This is a genomic window from Pseudomonas karstica (assembly GCF_009707515.1).
GTDB classification, from domain to species: Bacteria; Pseudomonadota; Gammaproteobacteria; order Pseudomonadales; family Pseudomonadaceae; genus Aquipseudomonas; species Aquipseudomonas karstica.
The window spans coordinates 91,932-110,623 of record NZ_WLYI01000004.1; the positions used below are offsets into that span (position 1 = coordinate 91,932).

The 18,692-nt window shown below is 59.1% G+C and carries 18 protein-coding genes; 12 read left to right on the forward strand and 6 right to left on the reverse strand.

Annotated features, from left to right (window positions below; translation table 11 throughout):
• The first annotated feature begins 67 nt into the window (after positions 1-67).
• The 4 genes from GIR22_RS04415 (at position 68) to GIR22_RS04430 (ending at position 4,174) form a co-directional block, all read left to right on the forward strand.
• Positions 68-1,162, forward strand: a complete 1,095-nt coding sequence (locus GIR22_RS04415; protein ID WP_154742136.1) for a polyamine ABC transporter substrate-binding protein — start codon at positions 68-70, stop codon at positions 1,160-1,162.
• A 71-nt stretch (positions 1,163-1,233) separates the two neighbouring features.
• Positions 1,234-2,376, forward strand: a complete 1,143-nt coding sequence (locus GIR22_RS04420) for an ABC transporter ATP-binding protein (RefSeq protein WP_154742137.1) — start codon at positions 1,234-1,236, stop codon at positions 2,374-2,376.
• Entirely contained in the window at positions 2,373-3,293 is a 921-nt protein-coding gene (locus tag GIR22_RS04425) for an ABC transporter permease subunit (RefSeq protein WP_154742138.1), read from the forward strand. The genes GIR22_RS04420 and GIR22_RS04425 overlap by 4 nt, the downstream gene beginning before the upstream one ends.
• Entirely contained in the window at positions 3,290-4,174 is an 885-nt protein-coding gene (locus tag GIR22_RS04430; protein WP_154742139.1) for an ABC transporter permease subunit, read from the forward strand. The genes GIR22_RS04425 and GIR22_RS04430 overlap by 4 nt, the downstream gene beginning before the upstream one ends.
• A gap of 41 nt (positions 4,175-4,215) precedes the next feature.
• On the opposite strand, the gene GIR22_RS04435 is transcribed toward GIR22_RS04430, so the two are convergent.
• Complete coding sequence (locus GIR22_RS04435; RefSeq protein ID WP_154742140.1) at positions 4,216-4,857, reverse strand: HD domain-containing protein; 642 nt, start codon at positions 4,855-4,857, stop codon at positions 4,216-4,218.
• A 169-nt stretch (positions 4,858-5,026) separates the two neighbouring features.
• Between GIR22_RS04435 and GIR22_RS04440 the strand changes: the two genes are divergently transcribed.
• Positions 5,027-5,992: a GlxA family transcriptional regulator gene (locus tag GIR22_RS04440; protein ID WP_154742141.1), complete on the forward strand. Its 966-nt coding sequence runs from the start codon at positions 5,027-5,029 to the stop codon at positions 5,990-5,992.
• A 16-nt stretch (positions 5,993-6,008) separates the two neighbouring features.
• Here GIR22_RS04440 and GIR22_RS04445 read toward each other — a convergent pair whose 3' ends face one another.
• Together GIR22_RS04445 and GIR22_RS04450 are read right to left on the reverse strand one after the other, a co-directional pair.
• Positions 6,009-8,372, reverse strand: a complete 2,364-nt coding sequence (locus GIR22_RS04445; protein ID WP_154742142.1) for a penicillin acylase family protein — start codon at positions 8,370-8,372, stop codon at positions 6,009-6,011.
• A 29-nt stretch (positions 8,373-8,401) separates the two neighbouring features.
• Positions 8,402-8,977 (reverse strand): DUF6436 domain-containing protein, encoded by a 576-nt coding sequence (locus tag GIR22_RS04450; RefSeq protein ID WP_154742143.1) that lies wholly within the window; start codon positions 8,975-8,977, stop codon positions 8,402-8,404.
• Between the two features lie 109 nt (positions 8,978-9,086).
• Between GIR22_RS04450 and bipL the strand changes: the two genes are divergently transcribed.
• Complete coding sequence (bipL, locus tag GIR22_RS04455; protein WP_154742144.1) at positions 9,087-10,025, forward strand: phospholipase BipL; 939 nt, start codon at positions 9,087-9,089, stop codon at positions 10,023-10,025.
• Positions 10,026-10,128: 103 nt separating this feature from the next.
• Here bipL and GIR22_RS04460 read toward each other — a convergent pair whose 3' ends face one another.
• Positions 10,129-10,881, reverse strand: a complete 753-nt coding sequence (locus GIR22_RS04460; protein ID WP_154742145.1) for a DUF2059 domain-containing protein — start codon at positions 10,879-10,881, stop codon at positions 10,129-10,131.
• 131 nt (positions 10,882-11,012) lie between these two features.
• On the opposite strand from GIR22_RS04460, the gene GIR22_RS04465 reads away from it, so the two are divergent.
• Positions 11,013-11,645 carry a 2OG-Fe(II) oxygenase gene (locus GIR22_RS04465; RefSeq protein WP_154742146.1) on the forward strand — a complete coding sequence of 211 codons (633 nt, stop codon included), beginning with the start codon at positions 11,013-11,015 and terminating at the stop codon, positions 11,643-11,645.
• Between the two features lie 110 nt (positions 11,646-11,755).
• On the opposite strand, the gene GIR22_RS04470 is transcribed toward GIR22_RS04465, so the two are convergent.
• Entirely contained in the window at positions 11,756-12,256 is a 501-nt protein-coding gene (locus tag GIR22_RS04470; RefSeq protein ID WP_154742147.1) for a transporter substrate-binding domain-containing protein, read from the reverse strand.
• A 134-nt stretch (positions 12,257-12,390) separates the two neighbouring features.
• On the opposite strand from GIR22_RS04470, the gene GIR22_RS04475 reads away from it, so the two are divergent.
• Positions 12,391-12,846, forward strand: coding sequence for a DUF4399 domain-containing protein (locus tag GIR22_RS04475; RefSeq protein ID WP_154742148.1), 456 nt, complete (start codon positions 12,391-12,393; stop codon positions 12,844-12,846).
• A 158-nt stretch (positions 12,847-13,004) separates the two neighbouring features.
• On the opposite strand, the gene serA is transcribed toward GIR22_RS04475, so the two are convergent.
• Complete coding sequence (gene serA / locus GIR22_RS04480) at positions 13,005-14,234, reverse strand: phosphoglycerate dehydrogenase (protein ID WP_154742149.1); 1,230 nt, start codon at positions 14,232-14,234, stop codon at positions 13,005-13,007.
• Between the two features lie 225 nt (positions 14,235-14,459).
• On the opposite strand from serA, the gene GIR22_RS04485 reads away from it, so the two are divergent.
• The 4 genes from GIR22_RS04485 (at position 14,460) to GIR22_RS04500 (ending at position 18,676) form a co-directional block, all read left to right on the forward strand.
• Positions 14,460-15,854 (forward strand): FAD-binding oxidoreductase, encoded by a 1,395-nt coding sequence (locus tag GIR22_RS04485; protein ID WP_154742150.1) that lies wholly within the window; start codon positions 14,460-14,462, stop codon positions 15,852-15,854.
• A 24-nt stretch (positions 15,855-15,878) separates the two neighbouring features.
• On the forward strand, positions 15,879-16,544 hold the full coding sequence (locus GIR22_RS04490; protein WP_154742151.1) for a fumarylacetoacetate hydrolase family protein: 666 nt from the start codon (positions 15,879-15,881) through the stop codon (positions 16,542-16,544).
• 167 nt (positions 16,545-16,711) lie between these two features.
• A complete protein-coding gene (locus GIR22_RS04495; protein WP_154742152.1) occupies positions 16,712-17,638 on the forward strand; it encodes an SdiA-regulated domain-containing protein in 927 nt (308 codons plus the stop codon).
• A 120-nt stretch (positions 17,639-17,758) separates the two neighbouring features.
• The gene (locus GIR22_RS04500; protein WP_154742153.1) at positions 17,759-18,676 is read left to right on the forward strand and encodes an SdiA-regulated domain-containing protein; all 918 of its coding nucleotides are present in this window, start codon (positions 17,759-17,761) and stop codon (positions 18,674-18,676) included.
• Positions 18,677-18,692 lie beyond the last annotated feature (16 nt).

An 18,692-nucleotide genomic window follows, 5' to 3' on the forward strand; every position in this document is an offset into this window, starting at 1 on the left:
TCGGGCGGTCAAACGGCCCTGCAATTCGGGCAACAACTTGGGCCCAACTATTTGAGAGGACCTCCACTTGCCAATTTCCTTATTTCGCAAAGCCTTGCTGGTAGGCGCAAGCCTTACGTTGGCAGTCAACGTGCAAGCGGCTTCAACCGTGCATGTTTACAACTGGTCGGACTATATCGGCCCCGACACACTGGCCAACTTTGAGAAGGCCACCGGCATCAAGCCCGTATACGACGTGTTCGATTCCAACGAAACCCTGGAAGGCAAACTCCTGGCCGGCCATACCGGTTATGACGTGGTGGTGCCGTCCAATCACTTCCTCGGCAAGCAAATCAAGGCTGGGGCGTTCCAGAAAATCGACAGGGCGCAGTTGAGCAACTACGCCAACCTTGACCCGGCGCTGCTCAAGCGCCTGGAAAAGAACGATCCGGGTAACCAATACGCTGTGCCTTATCTGTGGGGCACCAACGGCATTGGCTACAACGTCGATAAAGTCAAAGAAGTACTGGGCGTGGACAAGATCGACTCCTGGGCCGTGCTGTTCGAGCCGGAAAACATGAAGAAGCTGTCCAGCTGTGGCGTCTCCTTTATGGATTCGGCCGATGAAATGTTGCCGGCGGTGCTCAACTATATGGGCCTGGACCCCAACAGCCAGAACCCGGCCGATTACAAGAAGGCCGAAGAAAAATTATTGAAAGTGCGTCCTTACGTGACCTACTTCCACTCCTCCAAATACATCTCGGACCTGGCCAATGGCAACATCTGCGTGGCCGCCGGGTTCTCCGGGGATGTGTTCCAGGCCAAGGCTCGTGCGGCCGAGGCGGGCAAGGGCATAAACATCGCCTACGTGATTCCCAAGGAAGGCGGCAACCTCTGGTTTGATGTGCTGGCGATCCCCAAGGATTCCGACAACGTCAAGGAAGCCCACGCCTTCATCAACTATTTGCTGCAACCTGAAGTGATCGCTCAGGTCAGTGATTACGTCGGTTACGCCAACCCTAACCCGGGGTCGGACAAACTGATGGAGCAGTCGATACGCACCGACGAAGCGGTTTACCCACCGCAGGCGGTTCTCGACCGGACTTTTGTCAACGGCGAGCTACCCCCGAAGGTGCAACGTTTGATGACCCGCAGCTGGACCAAGGTCAAGTCGGGCAAATAAGACTCAAGGCTCAAACTATCCAGGGTTCGTCCGCAGTGGATGACCTGCAAATTTTGTTGGGAGTTTCGTAAATGGCAGTTGCCTCCGGCGCCTATAAGAAAGCCCTCGAGGGCGACCAGACACCGAAAAAGGTGCTGGTCAAAATCGACCGGGTCACGAAGAAGTTCGACGAGACGATTGCCGTGGACGATGTGTCCCTGGAAATCAAGAAAGGCGAGATCTTCGCCTTGCTTGGTGGATCGGGTTCGGGCAAATCCACCTTGCTGCGCATGCTTGCAGGCTTCGAGCGCCCAACGGAAGGACGCATTTACCTCGACGGTGTAGACATCACCGACATGCCGCCCTATGAGCGGCCGATCAATATGATGTTTCAGTCCTACGCCTTGTTCCCCCACATGACCGTGGCCCAGAACATCGCCTTTGGCCTGCAGCAGGACAGGATTCCCAAGGCGGAAGTCGACGCCCGGGTGGCCGAGATGCTCAAGCTGGTACAGATGAGTCAGTTCGCCAAGCGCAAGCCGCACCAACTGTCTGGCGGCCAGCGTCAGCGAGTGGCCCTGGCACGCTCCCTGGCCAAGCGTCCGAAGCTGCTGCTGCTCGATGAGCCAATGGGCGCCCTGGACAAGAAGCTGCGCTCGCAGATGCAGCTTGAACTTGTGGAAATCATCGAGCGCGTCGGCGTGACCTGCGTGATGGTGACTCACGACCAGGAAGAGGCCATGACCATGGCCGAACGCATTGCGATCATGCACCTGGGCTGGATCGCCCAGATCGGCAGCCCGATCGACATCTACGAGACGCCCACCAGCCGCCTGGTGTGCGAGTTCATCGGCAACGTCAACATCTTCGAAACCCAGGTGGTGGATGACGCCGAAGGTCACGCGGTGCTCAAGTGTGCCGACCTGGACCGAGACATCTACGTGGGTTACGGCATCGCCACTTCGGTGGAAGACAAGTCGGTGACCTACGCCATTCGCCCTGAAAAGCTGCTGGTGACCTCTGAGATGCCGACCTGCGAACACAATTGGTCCAGCGGCAAAGTGCACGACATCGCCTACCTTGGCGGGCACTCGGTGTTCTACGTGGAACTGCCCAATGGCAAGCTGGTGCAGTCCTTCGTCGCCAACGCCGAGCGCCGTGGCGCACGCCCGACCTGGGGCGACCAGGTCTATGTGTGGTGGGAAGACGATAGCGGCGTGGTACTTCGCTCATGAACATGAAGAAGCTCAAACGCCAACTGCAACGAATAACCCCCGGTGGCCGGCATGTGGTCATCGGGATCCCTTTTCTCTGGTTGTTCCTGTTCTTCATGTTGCCGTTCTTCATTGTCTTGAAGATCAGCTTTGCCGAAGCCGATGTGGCAATCCCGCCTTACACCGAGATCTACACCTACGTTGAACAGAAGCTGCAACTGGTGCTGAACCTGGGCAACTACAGTTTGCTGGCGGGCGACGAGTTGTACATCGCCGCGTACCTGGGCTCGCTGAAAATGGCATTTTTCAGCACGCTGCTGTGCCTGCTGATCGGCTACCCGATGGCCTACGCCATCGCCAGTGCCCGCAAGGAAATGCAAACCGTGCTGGTGTTGCTGATCATGATGCCGACCTGGACGGCGATCCTGATCCGCGTGTATGCGTGGATGGGTATCCTGAGCAATAACGGCTTGCTCAACGGTTTCCTGATGTCCATGGGGCTGATCAACGAGCCGTTGCAGATCCTCAACACCAACATCGCGGTGTATATCGGCGTGGTCTACTCCTACCTGCCATTCATGATCCTGCCGCTGTACGCCAACCTGGTCAAACATGACCAGAGCCTGCTGGAAGCGGCGTCGGACCTGGGTTCGAGTACCTTCAACAGTTTCTGGAAAATCACCGTGCCGCTGTCCAAGAACGGCATCATCGCTGGCTGCATGCTGGTGTTTATCCCGGTGGTGGGCGAGTTCGTGATTCCGGAGCTGCTGGGCGGTCCGGAAACCCTCATGATCGGTAAAGTGCTGTGGCAAGAATTCTTCAACAACCGTGACTGGCCGGTGGCCTCTGCCCTGGCGGTAGTGATGCTGGCGATCCTGATTGTGCCGATCATCTTGTTCAACCGCAGCCAAGCCAAAGAGATGGAGGGCAAGATATGAGGCGCTTTCGTTTCTCAAGCTTCATGCTGGTGGTGGGGTTGGTGTTCATCTACCTGCCGATGCTGATCCTGGTGATCTATTCGTTCAACGAATCCAAGTTGGTGACGGTATGGGGCGGCTGGTCGATCAAGTGGTACGTCGGCCTGCTGGATAACACTCAATTGATGGGCTCGGTGGCCCGCTCCCTGGAAATTGCCTGCTACACGGCGGTGGCCGCGGTGGCACTGGGTACGTTGGCGGCGTTCGTGCTGACGCGCATCAGCCAGTTCAAGGGCCGTACGCTGTTCGGTGGCCTGGTGACGGCGCCATTGGTGATGCCTGAAGTGATCACTGGGCTGTCGCTGTTGCTGCTGTTCGTGGCCATGGCGCAGATGATCGGCTGGCCCCAGGAGCGTGGCATTGTCACCATCTGGATCGCCCACACAACGTTCTGTTCGGCGTATGTGGCGGTGGTGGTGTCGGCGCGCTTGCGTGAGCTGGACCTGTCGATCGAAGAAGCGGCGATGGACCTGGGGGCGCGGCCGTGGAAGGTGTTCTTCCTGATTACCATCCCGATGATTGCGCCGTCGTTGGCGGCCGGCGCGATGATGTCCTTCGCCCTGTCCCTGGATGACTTGGTACTGGCCAGCTTTGTGTCGGGGCCGGGCTCGACCACCTTGCCGATGGAGGTCTTCTCGGCGGTGCGCCTGGGGGTTAAGCCGGAGATCAACGCTGTGGCCAGCCTGATCCTGTTGGCAGTGTCGTTGGTGACCTTCCTGGTATGGTTCTTCAGCCGCCGTGCCGAAGAGCGCCGCAAGAAAGCGATCCAGCAAGCGATCGAAGAAGCGGCGGCGGACGGCTGGAAACAGCCGGATGCGCGTCGGGCGCAAGCACCGGTCTAACGATGATGATCGTTCCCACGCAGAGCGTGGGGACGATCTCGCTAGGCCACCCACGGCGACTGGCGAATCACCTCGACAAAGTTCATCGGCTTGAACCCTGGCTCTTGATCTACCAGTACATCGGTCTTCACGTTGCCAAACGTGGTCTGCGGACGATGGCGCAAGCCGTCGGCAAACGCGCAGATGATGCATTCCTTGAATCCTTCACCCCGTGGATGTGCATGCACCACCGCTTCGCGCTGCACGGGGGTAAAGGCTTCGTACTCCATGCCCAGCACGTCCATTTCCACGCCAGCGGTCACCAGCGCCACAGTCGGGCGCAGGTGCTTGGGCACGCCAGGCGTGGTGTGCAGGGCGATGGACAGCCACACCTGCTCGATATCGTCGTCACTCAGCCCGTAAGGCTTGAGGAAGTCCGCGGCGGCATTGGCGCCATCCACTTCAAAACGCTCCTCATCGCTGCGGTGTCCTTCCACCAGCCCCAGATCGTGGAACATCGCGCCGACGTAAAGCAGCTCCGGGTTGTAGGCCAATTGCTGACGCTCACCGCTCAAGGCGCCAAACAGGAACACCCGGCGGGAGTGGTGGTACAGCAGATCGGATTCAACGTCGCGGATATATTCGGTGGTGGCCTTGGCCAAGGCGCTGTCGGGGATGTTGATGCCGGCGATGGTGCTGCTCATGGTCGTGATCCTCAAGAAGCGCCGGGGTGGCGCCGATGAGCCCAGTCTGGTCGCGTGCCGGCGAAGGGACCACTGTGGCGAGGGTGCAATGCCGGCCAATGTACCGCCACATCGTGCCAGATGGTATGTTGGCGGCTTTTCTGTAGGGTCATCACTAGGCTTGCTTCCTATGGGCAAAACCGTCGCCATCCTGATTTTCCCCGGCGTCCAATCGCTGGACGTGACCGGCCCCATGGATGTGTTCTGCGAGGCCAACCGTTTTCTGCCGCCAGAGGATCATTACCAGTTGCAGGTGATTGGCCTGGAACACGGCAGCATGGCGTGCTCCAACGGCTTGTCGTTGCAGGCCCATCGGCACTTCAGCGAAGCCTTGCAGCCTTATGACTTGCTGCTGATAGCCGGGGGGCCGCAACTGCCGTTTCGGGATTTCGGCCGGGCGTTCGATGACTGGCTGCGCAACGCCAGCGCGAGGGCCAACCGCTTCGGTTCGATCTGCAATGGCGCCTTCATGCTGGCCCGCGCCGGGTTGCTGGACAATCGCACGGTCACCACCCATTGGGGCGATGCCGCTGCACTGGCAAATTTATGTCCATTGGCTCGGGTGGAAGCCGATCGTCTCTACGTGCAGGATGGCAACCTCTACACGTCCGCCGGGGTGACGGCGGGCATCGACCTGTCGCTGTATTTGCTGGCCCAGGATCACGGGCCGGAAGTAGCCCTCAGCGTGGCCAAGCGCTTGGTGGTATTCACCCAGCGCTCTGGCGGGCAGTCGCAGTTCAGTCCATTCCTTACGCCTCACGCCGAATCGACTTCGGCGGTGGCATTGGTGCAGCTGTACGTGTTGGCGAACCTGACGGGAGACCTGACCATCGCCGACCTGGCCAAGGCCGCCAACATGAGCGCGCGCAATTTCTCCCGGGTGTTTGCCCGTGAGGCGCGCATCACCCCGGCCGAGTTTGTCGAGCGGGCGCGGGTGGATGCGGCGCGGGTGATGCTCGAAAGCAGCCATGCACCGCTGAAAACAGTGGCCTATCAATGCGGGTTTCGCGATGCCCAGCACATGCGCAGCGTGTTCAGCCGTCGCTTGGGGGTGACGCCGCAACAGTTCAGGTTGAATTTTGCGGCGCCGATCTGAAGCTTGGCAGCGGGTTTTATTGCGGTGTCCGGGCCGGCAATAATTTGAGCGTACTGCGGGTATTGGCTGTCACTTCCTCATCGGTGAAGTGCGCCTGCTCGTACCCACCTTCAATGTAGGTTTGCGCCTGATCCCCGTAATGCTTGTCAAACGGCACACCGCTTTGCCCCACCGGGTTGATGGTCAGGGCGTGGGCTGCGTCGGCGAAGTCGATCAGCCTTCGGGTCGACGGGCCATAGGTGACGGGCCATGGCGCCGGGCCGATGGCGGCGGAGAGGTTGTTTGGCACTTCGTGGCTACCGGGTGCGGCGAACGGGCCGATATTAAACAGCCGGTCCAACGGCTTCTGCGAGCCCAGGGGATGGCCGTGGGTCAGGGTGTGCGCCTTGCCCCACTGCCATTGTGTCGGATCATCGCCGAAGGTCGCTTTCAGGTGCGTCAGGCTGTTTTCCCAGGCGAGCTTGACGGTTTCGGCACGGTGGCCGTTCCACCATGGCGAGTCCGGGGACGCAGCCAGGCGTGGTAGCGCAGCGTCGATCACGCGGGTACCGAGCAGGGTCTTGAACATCTCGTCGCCCAGCTTGGGAAGAAAGACCGCATCTGTGAGGTTGAACAGGAACTGGTTGAACAGCGTGGCGCTGGTAGCGTCCAGCGGGTAGTCGCCTTTCCAGGCGGCCAGTTGTTCCACCAGCTTCAATTGCGCGGGATCTTTCACCTCCTCGCGCAGCACCGGCAGCAGCGGCGCCAGCAGGCGTGGGCCATAGGCGGTGGTGGTGCCGAGTTGCAACGCCTGACTGTTGTCCACATCCCATTTCACTGGGTTGTCGCTCAACTGTGCGTTCAACTGCTGGCCGCGATCCGACAGGTTGTAATAACCCGGGATCTCCATGCCACTGGGTGATACAGGTTGGGCATTGGCGGACACTACATAACCGCGCGCCGGGTTCTCTTCCTGGGGGTTGACGCTGAAGGGGTAGAAGCCGAGTTTGTCCGCCTGGGCGGTACTGCCGTCGAGGATAAAACCCGGGTTGACCCCTGCCGGGCGGATGGGTAACTGCGCTGCCGCCCACCAGCCGATATCGCCCTTGGCATTGGCCCAGACGATATTCAGCCCCGGTGCTTGGACCTTGGCCACGGCGCTGCGAGCCTTGGCCAGGGTGTCGGCACGATTGAGTTGATAGAAACCTTCAAGGATCGGATTCTCGGTTTCGAGGAATGCCCACCACATGGCAATCGGCGTCTTGCCGGCGTTTTTGCCGAGCACGTCATTGATGATCGGGCCGTGGGGTGATTGGCGCAAGGCCAGGGTCACCGGGGCTTGTCCCTTGACGGCGATCTGCTGCTCGCTATGGGTCATGTCGACCCATTGGCCGTGGTACCAGACCTGATTGGAGTTGTCCGGGTTCACTTTCTCGGCGATCAGGTCGACGTCGTCGTTCTGGAACATGGTCAGGCTCCAGCCGAAATCCTGGTTGTGGCCCAGGAATGCCATCGGCACCAAGGCATTGTGATAGCCGTAGAGTTCAAAACCGGGTGCTGACAACTGCGCCTCGTACCACACCGACGGTACCGAGAAGCGGATATGTGGGTCACCCGCCAGCAGCGGCTTGCCGCTCTTGGTACGCGAGCCGCTGATAGCCCAGGCGTTGCTGCCTTCGTATTGCGGCAGGCCATTGTCGGCCAGGGCCTGCGCGCTCAAGGCAGCGATGGCGCCCAGGTCCTTCCAGTCGTCCGTGGTCAGGTTCAGCCCGCCTTTGGGCTGCCAGTCGAGGTCGAAGACCTTCAGGTAATCGTCGCCCAACTGATCCCGTACGTATGTCAGCAATGGCTCGGTGCGAAAGGCGGCGGCAAAGCTGTAGGCCAGGTAGCCGGCAACGCTGATGGTGTCCTCAGCGGTAAACGCACGCTTGGGGATGCCCAATACATCGAACTCCATGGGCCGGGCGTGGTTGTCCTGATACTGGTTGATACCGTCCAGGTAGGCTTGCAGGGCCTTCCAGGAGGCTGACTGGTGATCCATGCGGGCCACATAGGTAGTGGCGCGTTCACGGATGCGCAGGCTGCGAAACAATTTGTCGGTCTCCAGCAGCTTTGGCCCCAACACTTCGGCCAACTCGCCACGGGACAGGCGACGCATGATTTCCATCTGGAACAGCCGGTCTTGGGCATGCACGTAGCCGAGGGCGCGATACAGGTCGGTCTCGTTCTCGGCGCGAATGTGCGGTACACCACGGTCGTCGTAGCGCACGCTGACCGAGCCTTGCAGGTGGGCCAGCGTCACCGTGCCCTGACGGGTCGGCTGCTTGCTGTACACATACCAGCCGGCGCCGAGGGCGATCAGCACTGCCAGAGCCAGGAGGACCTGCAAGACGCGCTTCATGAAGATTCCTTACAATAAGTGATGGCGATCTACAATCCTTCCGGCCACGAACAATAGCAGCCCACCGCCAGGGTATGGGTCGCATTGACCTCGCGGTTGTTTTCCAGGGCTTGCAGGATCGGTTCGATAAAGCTGTTGCTGGAGTTGCAGCTCAGCCCTTCGCTATAGGGCCCGAAATACGCCAGCTTGCCGGTGCGGTCCCAGATACCTACCGCGGGGCTGGCAGGCACTTGCTCGGCGCCGGGCAGGGCGGCGAGGGGTTTCATCGCTCGCAGGTTCTCAGGCAGTTGGCCGCTGCTACCGGCTTTTTGCAGCGCATAGAATTCGACGCCCTGAGGCGCGTAGTGTTCGATCAGTTCGCCCAGGTGCTGCTGGTTGCCGACGTTGCACGGGCAGGCCGGGTCCCAGAAGTGCACCAGGCGAATGGGGCCGGGGCCGGCAAGGTCCGGGGGCAGTGTCAGCAGGTCTCCGGAAAATACCGCCGTGTGCTCGCTGAACACCCGCAGATAACGTCCCTGGAACCAGTCATACGCCATCCACAGCACGCCGGCGCAGATAAGCACGAGCAAGCTGGCGAACAGGGTTGTACGGTATGGCTGTCGCATTTGGATCAGTCCTCGAGGATCGCGTAGCTTGCCATGCTTGCCCCGACAGATGAATATCGCAGGTCGATAAAACCTGTTCAGTGCAATGAGCCTCAGTCTGGAACCTCTTATGCCCGTTACCTTTGACCCTGATCACCTACGCGAAAGCTTGCGGCCCCTGGTGGATGCGCAGCCGCTTTCGGCCGAGGCTCGGGTCTACCAGCGTTTTTATGGCCTGGACCTGCCCGAGTGCAAGGTAGCGGTGATCAGCCGCCTGGGGCGTTTTGAGGTCGATGGGTTCGAGGTGGTCAGCCAGGTCTGGTGGCCACCGCAACCGGTGGCCACTTTGTTTATGTTCCACGGCTTCTACGACCACATGGGGTTGTACCGTCATGTGGTGGCGTGGGCGCTGGAGCAGGGGTTCGTGGTGATTGCCTGCGACTTGCCGGGCCATGGCCTGTCCAGTGGCGAACGGGCGAGCATCGATGATTTTGCGGTGTACCAGAATGTGGTGCAGGGGTTGTTTGCCCAGGCCAAGGCGTTGCAACTGCCGCAACCCTGGCATCTGTTCGGGCAAAGTACCGGCGGGGCGATTGTGGTCGATCACCTGCTCAGCCACGGCGCCGACAGCCCGGCACAGGGCAAGACGTTGCTGTTGTCACCCTTGGTTCGCCCGCGTGCCTGGGGTTGGTCGCAGCTCAGTTATCACGTGCTCAGGCCCTTCGTCAAAGGGATCGCCCGACGTTTCAGCGATAACAGCAACGACCCGCAATTCAAACCGTTCCTTGAGGCTGACCCATTGCAGCCACGGCAATTGCCTACCGCCTGGGTGGGAGCGTTGGCGCGGTGGATCAAGCGTATAGAAGCCGCGCCGCGCAGCACGCGGCGGCCGGTGATTGTGCAGGGGGAGGAGGACATGACGGTGGACTGGCAGCACAACTTGCAGGTGCTGCGAGGGAAGTTTGATCAGCCGCCGATATTGATGTTGCCCAAGGGCCGGCATCATTTGGCCAATGAAACTCTGGAGATCCGCCAGGAATACTTCAAATTCCTCACTGGCCACTTGTAGCCGCTGCCGAGGCACGAGGCTGCGATGGGTTGCGAAGCGACCCCCGGGGGCGGTCCTGCGGACACGCATCGCAGCCTCGTGCCTCGGCAGCGGCGGCAGGTAATCAGGGTGCCAGGCTTGAGGTACTTTGGCCGACCGCCAACCCTGCGCGGATCGCCGCCAGCGCCGCCTGATAGTAAGCCTTGCCCTCCGGCGATTCCGCAAACGTTGCGAACTCTTCCAACTCCGGGTCGGACAAGTCCCGATAGACATACAACAACGTGTTGTTCAGGTCATTGCCGATCTGCTGCATCAAGCGCTCGCGCTGGCCATTCAGCATGCTTTGGGCCTGGCCGCTACCGAGCAAGCCGGGAATCATCTGGCTCAAGCTGTCGGCCGCCACGCCGGCAATCGCCAGGCTGACTTCCGCGCCGGCTTCACGGGCGGGCAGCGCCTGGGCCAGGTGACCGATGATCAGGCTGCGGGTGGCCTGCGCTTCCATCTGCGGCAGTCCCTGGGTATTTTTCGCCAGTTGATCACGACGGGTCGCCAGCAACTCGGCGGCGACAACCTTGCGCCCCAGGGGCGATTGGAAAAATGCCAGGGCAGGTACTGGGTCTGTCAGGTTCTTGCGTAACTGAGTCGCGGCTCGCTGATCCATCGCTTTTGGCGCGAAGCGTTTATTACTGTTGTCCACCAGCGCCTGGTACACGGCGGGCGGCAAGCTGTTGCGGTAGCGTTGCTGGGCAGCACTCAACGCGTCATTGAAATGCGCGCGCTGCTCCGGCCACCCGGCGACCGCGTACAACTGGTCATGGCTGTCTGCCCAGGCGGGCAAAACGCAGAACATCAGCAAGGAAAAAAACAATCGACGCATATGGACTCCTGTCAGTCGGCCACTATTGTCCGTGTCGGGCGTAGGACTTGTCGAGAAGTCCCATCAGTAAGCTGATTAAAGTGTATTCAGACGCTCGGCGGCTCTGTCGTATTTACAGGCGTATGGATACTATGCGCGCCATGCAAATACCCTACGATCACCCGCTGCTGCTAAGCATCGTCGACGACCTGGCCGTGAAAGGCTGGTCGCAGCAGAATATCTTCCTGCCCGAGGCTCTGACCCTCGAATTGGCGGCTGAGTGCCATAAACGCGCCGCCGAAGGTGAATTAGCGCCGGCGGCTGTCGGGCGCGGGCCATTCCAGGAGGTTCGGGAAGGGATTCGAGGGGACCATATCCAGTGGCTGGAGCCTGGCCAAGCGGCGATTTGTGATACTTATCTGGGGTTGATGGACAGCCTGCGGTTGTCGATGAACCGTGGCCTGTTCCTGGGCCTGGAGGACTTTGAAAGCCACTTCGCGATGTATCCGCCAGGGGCGTTTTACCTTAAGCACGTCGACCGCTTTCGCGACGATGACCGGCGCATAGTGTCAGCGGTGATCTACCTGAACGAGGCTTGGCTGCCCGAGCACGGCGGCCAGTTGCGCATGTACCTCAAGGGCAACGTTGAATACGATGTGGTCCCAATAGGGGGGTGCCTGGTGGTGTTCCTGTCGGGAGAAATGCCCCACGAAGTCCTGCCCGCCACTCGCGAGCGCCTGTCGTTGACAGGCTGGTTTCGCCGGCGGGGTAACGAACCGTTCTAAGGAATGGAGCCTGATGCATCGCTGCCTGCCGGGGCATAGGGGCGCTATGACGGTGGCGTCAGCGGGTCGACAACATGCGTCAAATGTGGGACTTGAGCCCCAGAGAAACTTTACTCAGCCTTGGCCACCGGCTTGCTCCGGTCCTCTTCCAGCCATTTATTCGACAACGCCTTCAGCCGGCCATCAGCCTTCACCCGCTGCAGCGCCTTGTCCAGGCTGGTCTTGAACGCCGGATTACCCTTCTGAAACGCTATGACCAAGTCTGGCGCCTGGCGATAAGGCTCACTGAAATCGAACCGATCCTGCAGCTCGGCAGTCAGAGCAATATGGTTGATCGCGACATCGTATTTGCCGCTTTCCACACCGGACAGCAAGTCGGTGTCATCGGTGGTGAGGAAGGAGGTGCGTACATCCATTTCTTTGGCCAGCAGCTCACCGAGTTCCACTTCGAAACCTACGAGTTTGCCGTCTTCCTTGAAGTTGAAGGGTGGCGTGTTGGCTTCCAGGGCGATACGCAGCTCGCCGCGATCAAAGACGTCATCGATCAGTTCGGCGTGGGCCAAGGGGCTCACCTGGGAAAGCAAAAGTAACAGGCCAGGCAGAAACCGCATGGTCACTCCTAAAGAATTCGAATGAGCGAAGCGCTGTTCAGGCCCGCTTTGCTATGGTGTTGAGTGCCTTGGACAACGTTTCGTCACTAAGTTGTCATAACCCTACATATTTCACGGAAAAACTGGAGAAGTTAATGAAAGCCCTTTTGTCTCGTGCAAGCTTATGTCGTACAACGCTGGCCAGCCTGTTGCTGGGTGCTTCGATGCTGGCAACTGCTGCCGACGGCATCCCCCGTAGCGCTCCCCCGGAAGATGCCAAGGTGTTCATCGTCTCGCCGAAGGATGGCGCCACCGTGGATAAGACGTTCACCGTGAAGTTCGGCATGGAAGGTTTGACGCTGGCGCCAGCCACCGACCAGGCCCCAGGCACCGGCCACCACCACCTGCTGGTGGACCAGAAAGCACTGCCGGACGCCAGCCTGCCTATCCCGGCCACCGACACCGTGATCCACTACGGCAAGGCCCAGACCGAAACCGAACTGACCCTCACTCCGGGCAAGCACACCTTGCAACTGGTGGCGGGTGACAAACTGCACATGCAGTTCAACCCGACTGTAGCCTCGAAAGTCATCACGGTTGATGTGAAATAAAAAAACGGGAACCCTTTGCGGGGTTCCCGTTTTTTAATCTGCTTGTTGTAGGAGCGAGCTTGCTCGCGAAAATCCCAAGGGCGGCGCATTCATCCAGGATATCCGCGTCATCGCTGGCGTCTTTGGCGGGCAAACCCCTCCTACAGTGTCGCGGGTTCCTAGAACAGTACGCGGCTTCGAATGGTGCCGTTGATGTGCTGCAGCTTCTCTTGCGCCAGGTCCGAGTATTCTGCGTCGACGTCGATCACCACGTAGCCGACCTTCTCGTTGGTCTGCAGGAACTGACCGGAAATGTTGATGCCGTTTTCCGCGAAGACCTTGTTGATCTCCATCATCACACCCGGAATGTTCTGGTGGATGTGCAGCAGGCGGTGCTTGCCAGGGTGAGCCGGCAGTGCCACTTCCGGGAAGTTGACCGAGGACACCGACGTACCATTGTCGCTGTACTTGACCAGTTTCTCCGCCACTTCCAGTCCGATGTTGGCTTGGGCTTCAGCAGTGGAACCGCCGATGTGCGGGGTCAGGATCACGTTGTCCAGGCCACGCAGCGGGCTTTCGAAGATGTCGTCGTTGGAGCGCGGCTCCACCGGGAACACATCGATGGCGGCGCCGATCAGGTGCTTGTCCTTTATTGCGTCGGCCAGGGCATCCAGTTTCACCACGGTGCCGCGCGCGGCGTTGATCAGAATTCCGCCTTTCTTGATGGCGCGGATTTCCTTCTCGCCGATCATCCACTGGGTTTCAGCGGTTTCCGGAACGTGCAAGGTGACGATGTCCGACATGCCCAGCAGTTCGGTCAAGCTGGACACTTGAGTGGCGTTGCCCAATGGCAGCTTGGTGAGAGTGTCGTAGAAGAACACCTGCATCCCCAGGCCTTCGGCCAGGACAGACAATTGCGTGCCGATCGAGCCGTAACCGACGATACCCAGCTTTTTGCCACGGATTTCGAAGGAGTTGGCCGCGCTCTTGATCCAGCCGCCACGGTGGCAGGAAGCGTTCTTCTCAGGGATGCCGCGCAGCAGCAGGATCGCTTCAGCCAGCACCAGCTCCGCTACGGAACGGGTGTTGGAATAGGGTGCGTTGAACACCGCGATGCCGCGCTCGCGGGCTGCATTGAGGTTAACCTGGTTGGTGCCAATGCAGAAACAGCCGACAGCCACGAGCTTCTTGGCGTGATCGAAGATCTCTTCGGTCAACTGGGTGCGGGAGCGAATGCCGATAAAGTGCGCGTCGGCGATCTTTTCCTTGAGCTGGGCTTCCGGCAGAGAACTGGTGATGTACTCAATGCTGGTGTACCCGGCGGCCTTCAGGACGTCGACGGCCGATGGGTGGACGCCTTCCAGAAGAAGGAACTTGATCTTGCTCTTATCGAGAGAAGTCTTGCTCATCTGCGTAAACCTGTATCCCGGAGAAAAATGGCAGGGAATCGAGCAGTTAGTGCCCTGAACCAGTGCACAAGAGCTGACCCGGACGGCAGGAAAGCCGTCACCGCAGAACGCCCTTGGGCTCTGTCCTGCGGGGGCGGTATGCTAGCATACGTGCCCCGCTAAACACCCATTCCTGCGACGTGAAGCGTTCTCAGGATGACCATGAATTGTTCGAGAGTTCTGTCAATGACCCATCCTGCCCTGATTGATGAGCTGAAGACCTTGGTTGAGCCTGGCAAGGTACTCACCGACACCGACTCCCTGAATGCTTACGGCAAGGATTGGACCAAGCATTTCGCCCCGGCTCCCGTCGCCATTGTCTTCCCGAAGACCACCGAACAGGTGCAGGCCATTGTCCGTTGGGCCAATGAGCACAAGGTGGCATTGGTGCCGTCCGGTGGTCGTACCGGTCTGTCGGCTGCAGCCGTTGCTGCCAATGGCGAGGTGGTGGTGTCGTTCGATTACATGAACCAGATCCTCGACGTGAACCTCACCGACCGCACTGCCGTGTGCCAGCCGGGTGTTGTCACCAAGCAATTGCAGAACGTCGCTGAAGAACACGGCCTGTACTACCCGGTGGACTTCGCATCGTCCGGTTCAAGCCAAATTGGCGGCAATATCGGCACCAATGCCGGCGGAATCAAGGTAATTCGCTACGGCATGACCCGTAACTGGGTGGCCGGCATGAAAGTAGTCACTGGCAAGGGGGATTTGCTGGAACTGAACAAAGACCTGATCAAGAACGCCACCGGCTACGACCTGCGGCAGCTGTTTATTGGCGCCGAGGGCACTTTGGGCTTGGTGGTCGAGGCGACTATGCGTCTGGACCGCGCGCCGAAAAACCTCACCGCCATGGTGCTTGGTACCGCTGACTTCGATTCGATCATGCCGGTGCTGCACGCCTTCCAGAGCAAGCTGGACCTGACAGCCTTCGAGTTCTTCTCCGACAAGGCCCTGGCCAAGGTCCTCGCCCGTGGTGACGTGCCAGCCCCGTTCGAGTCTGAATGCCCGTTTTACGCGCTGCTGGAATTTGAAGCGACCACTGAGGAAGTGGCCAACCACGCCCTGGAAACTTTCGAGCACTGTGTCGAGCAGGGCTGGGTGCTGGACGGTGTGATGAGCCAAAGCGAAACCCAACTGCATAATCTGTGGAAGTTGCGCGAATACATCTCCGAGACCATTTCCCACTGGACGCCATACAAGAACGACATTTCGGTCACCGTGTCGAAAGTGCCGGCATTCCTGAAGGAAATTGACGCCATCGTCGGTGAACATTATCCGGACTTTGAAATCGTCTGGTTCGGCCACATCGGTGACGGTAACCTGCACTTGAACATCCTCAAGCCGGATAACCTGTCCAAGGATGAGTTCTTCGCCAAATGCGCCACCGTCAACAAGTGGGTGTTTGAAACCGTCGAGAAATACAACGGTTCGATCTCCGCCGAACATGGCGTGGGCATGACCAAGCGCGATTATCTGAGCTATAGCCGCTCGCCAGTAGAAATTGAATACATGAAAGCAGTGAAGGCAGTGTTCGACCCCAACGGGATCATGAACCCGGGCAAAATCTTCGCTGTTTAACGGTTACGCCAGAGGAGTTGGTCAATGAGCTATCAGCACAAGTATGTCGACGGGACCAATATCCACTTTCCAGTGGGGAAAGTGGTGTGTATTGGGCGTAACTACGCCGAACACGCCAAGGAGCTGGACAACCCGGTGCCTACCGAGCCCCTGCTGTTCATCAAACCGGGCAGTTGCGTGGTGCCGCTGGAAGGGGGGTTCGCTATTCCGACCGAGCGCGGTTCGGTGCATTACGAAGCGGAAATCGCGGTATTGATCGGCAAGCCGCTGTCCACCAAGCCAAGCGGTGAGGAGGTGTTGGATGCCATCTCCGGTTTCGCCCCAGCCCTGGATTTGACCTTGCGGGACAAGCAGGCCGAACTCAAGGCCAAGGGTCTGCCTTGGGAAATCGCCAAGTCGTTCGACGGTGCGGCAGTGATCGCCCCTTTCGTGGTGGGCAGCACCTTCCCGGACCTTAAGGACATCGGCATTCGCCTGACTATTAATGGTGAAGTGCGCCAGGATGGTAATAGCGCGATCATGCTCAACCCGATCATCCCGATGATCCAGTACATGGCCGGCTGCTTCTCGCTGCAGGCGGGTGACGTGATCCTTACCGGCACGCCGGTGGGTGTGGGGCCGTTGAATGTCGGTGACGAGGTGGTGTTGGAACTGCCGGGCGTCAGCCGCTTCGAAAGCAGCGTTCGCTAACCCCCCCGCGACTCCGCTCGTTCCCATGCTCGGCGTGGGAACGATCATTTCCTCGTCATATCTTTTTGCATTTTTTTCACACGCTACCCGGATAATCGACGGCCTCCTGCGCGGGGGTGTTGATCCTGTGCTATCACCTATAGCTGACTTTCTGGAAAGCTCTCTCAATGGCCGTGACACTTCCCTCCGTAAAGCCCACTCGTCGTTCCCGGTTTGCCATGCGTTGGTATTCGTGGCTGTTTCTGGCCGGAGTAATCATCTATGGCGTTTCTTGGGCCATGCATTGGGACGACCGCGGCGCATTGTGGATACTTGAGCGTTTCGAAAGCCCCGCCGAGCGCCAGGAAAGTGTCTGGCTCCCTGACTACCATGCCGTGATTGACGCCAAGTTGCTGCCCGGCATGGAGAAGGACGAAGCGTCGGACCTGGCCTACAACCCGCAGACTAAAACCTTGTTCTCGGTCATGGGCAAAAATCCGTTCCTGGTGGAACTGACCCTGCAAGGTGACGTGCTGCGAAAGATGCCGCTGGTGGGCTGGAGCAACCCGGAAGGCCTGACGGTGATGGAGAATGGCGTGATGGCCATTGTGGATGAGCGCATGCACACCCTCACCCTGGTCAAGATTGATGCGAACACCCGGCAACTGACTTTTGCCGACTTCCCAACGTATGACCTTGGCCCATCCAAGGACCAGAACAAAGCCTTCGAGGCGATTGCCTGGGATAAGCGCAACCAGCAGTTGGTGCTGGGAGAAGAGCGTCCGCCGGCCTTGTTCACCTGGAAAAGCGACGGCAGCCAGACGCTGACCGGCAACAAGCAAAAACAGCCCAGCGACGAACTCGATATGCGCAACCTTTCGGCCCTGAGCGTCGATTCGCGTACCGGCCACATGCTGGCGTTGTCGGCTGACTCTCATTTGCTGCTGGAGCTGGATGAAAGCGGCGAGCAAGTCAGTTTCATGACGCTGCTGGGTGGTTTCAACGGCCTGAAAAAAACCATTCCACGCGCGGAGGGGGTGACTATGGATGAGAATGGCACGGTGTACATAGTCAGCGAACCGAACCTGTTTTATCGGTTTGAGAAGCAGAAGTAAGAGGCGATTGCGGCCCACTTTTCTCTATCGGCGGCATTCGCCGGGTACCTGGGTGCGTTTAAGTTTAAATTCAGAAGTGTGTGATATTTATTTGCCAGTTCTAACCTTGAGCCCACCTTAATGCGTCGATTTGCCCGCCCCAAACCCATTTTTTTTATTCTTCTATTGATTGCCCTGGGTGCCTCAGGGATGGCCGCGCAGCAATTTCGTTTATTTGAACGCGCCTGGTTCAACTGGCAGGTCTGGCGCCATCCGGCCGATGCGCGATCTATTGGCCTGACGGATTACCGGGTCACTCTGCAAGCGCAGGTCATCGAGGGCCTGGATGATGATGTATCGGCACTGACCTATGATCCGGTGCGCAATAGCTTGTTTACCGTGACCAACAAGAATGCCGAGCTGATCGAACTGTCCCTGGATGGCAAGCTCCTGCGGCGTATCCCGCTGATCGGGTTTGGCGATGCCGAAGCAATAGAATTCATCAGCGAGGATATCTACGTCATCAGTGACGAGGGTGAACAGCGCCTGATCAAGATCCATCTGGAGGAAGGCACACAGTTCCTCGATGCCGCCGACGCCGAACAAATGACCATCGGTGTACACCTCGGCGGCAATAAGGGCTTCGAAGGCCTGGCGTACGATTCGGTGGGCAAGCGGCTGTTTGTCGCCAAGGAACGGGATCCGATGCTGATCTATGAGGTACACGGCTTTCCCCACTTCAAACCGGAAAAAACCTACTCTGTGCATGTCATCAACAACCCCAAGCGTGATGCCGGACTGTTTGTCCGTGACCTGTCGAGCCTGCAATACAATGAGCGCAGCGGCCATTTGCTGGCGCTGTCCGATGAGTCATTCCTGGTCTTGGAACTGGATATCGACGGTCGCCCGTTGAGCAGTTTGTCCCTGCTCAACGGGCGCCATGGCCTGAGCAAACGCGTGCCCCAGGCCGAAGGTATTGCGATGGATAACGAGGGTACGTTGTACCTGGTCAGCGAGCCGAACCTGTTCTACGTGTTCAAAAAGCCCGCCCCCCTGTAGGAGCGAACTCGCTCCT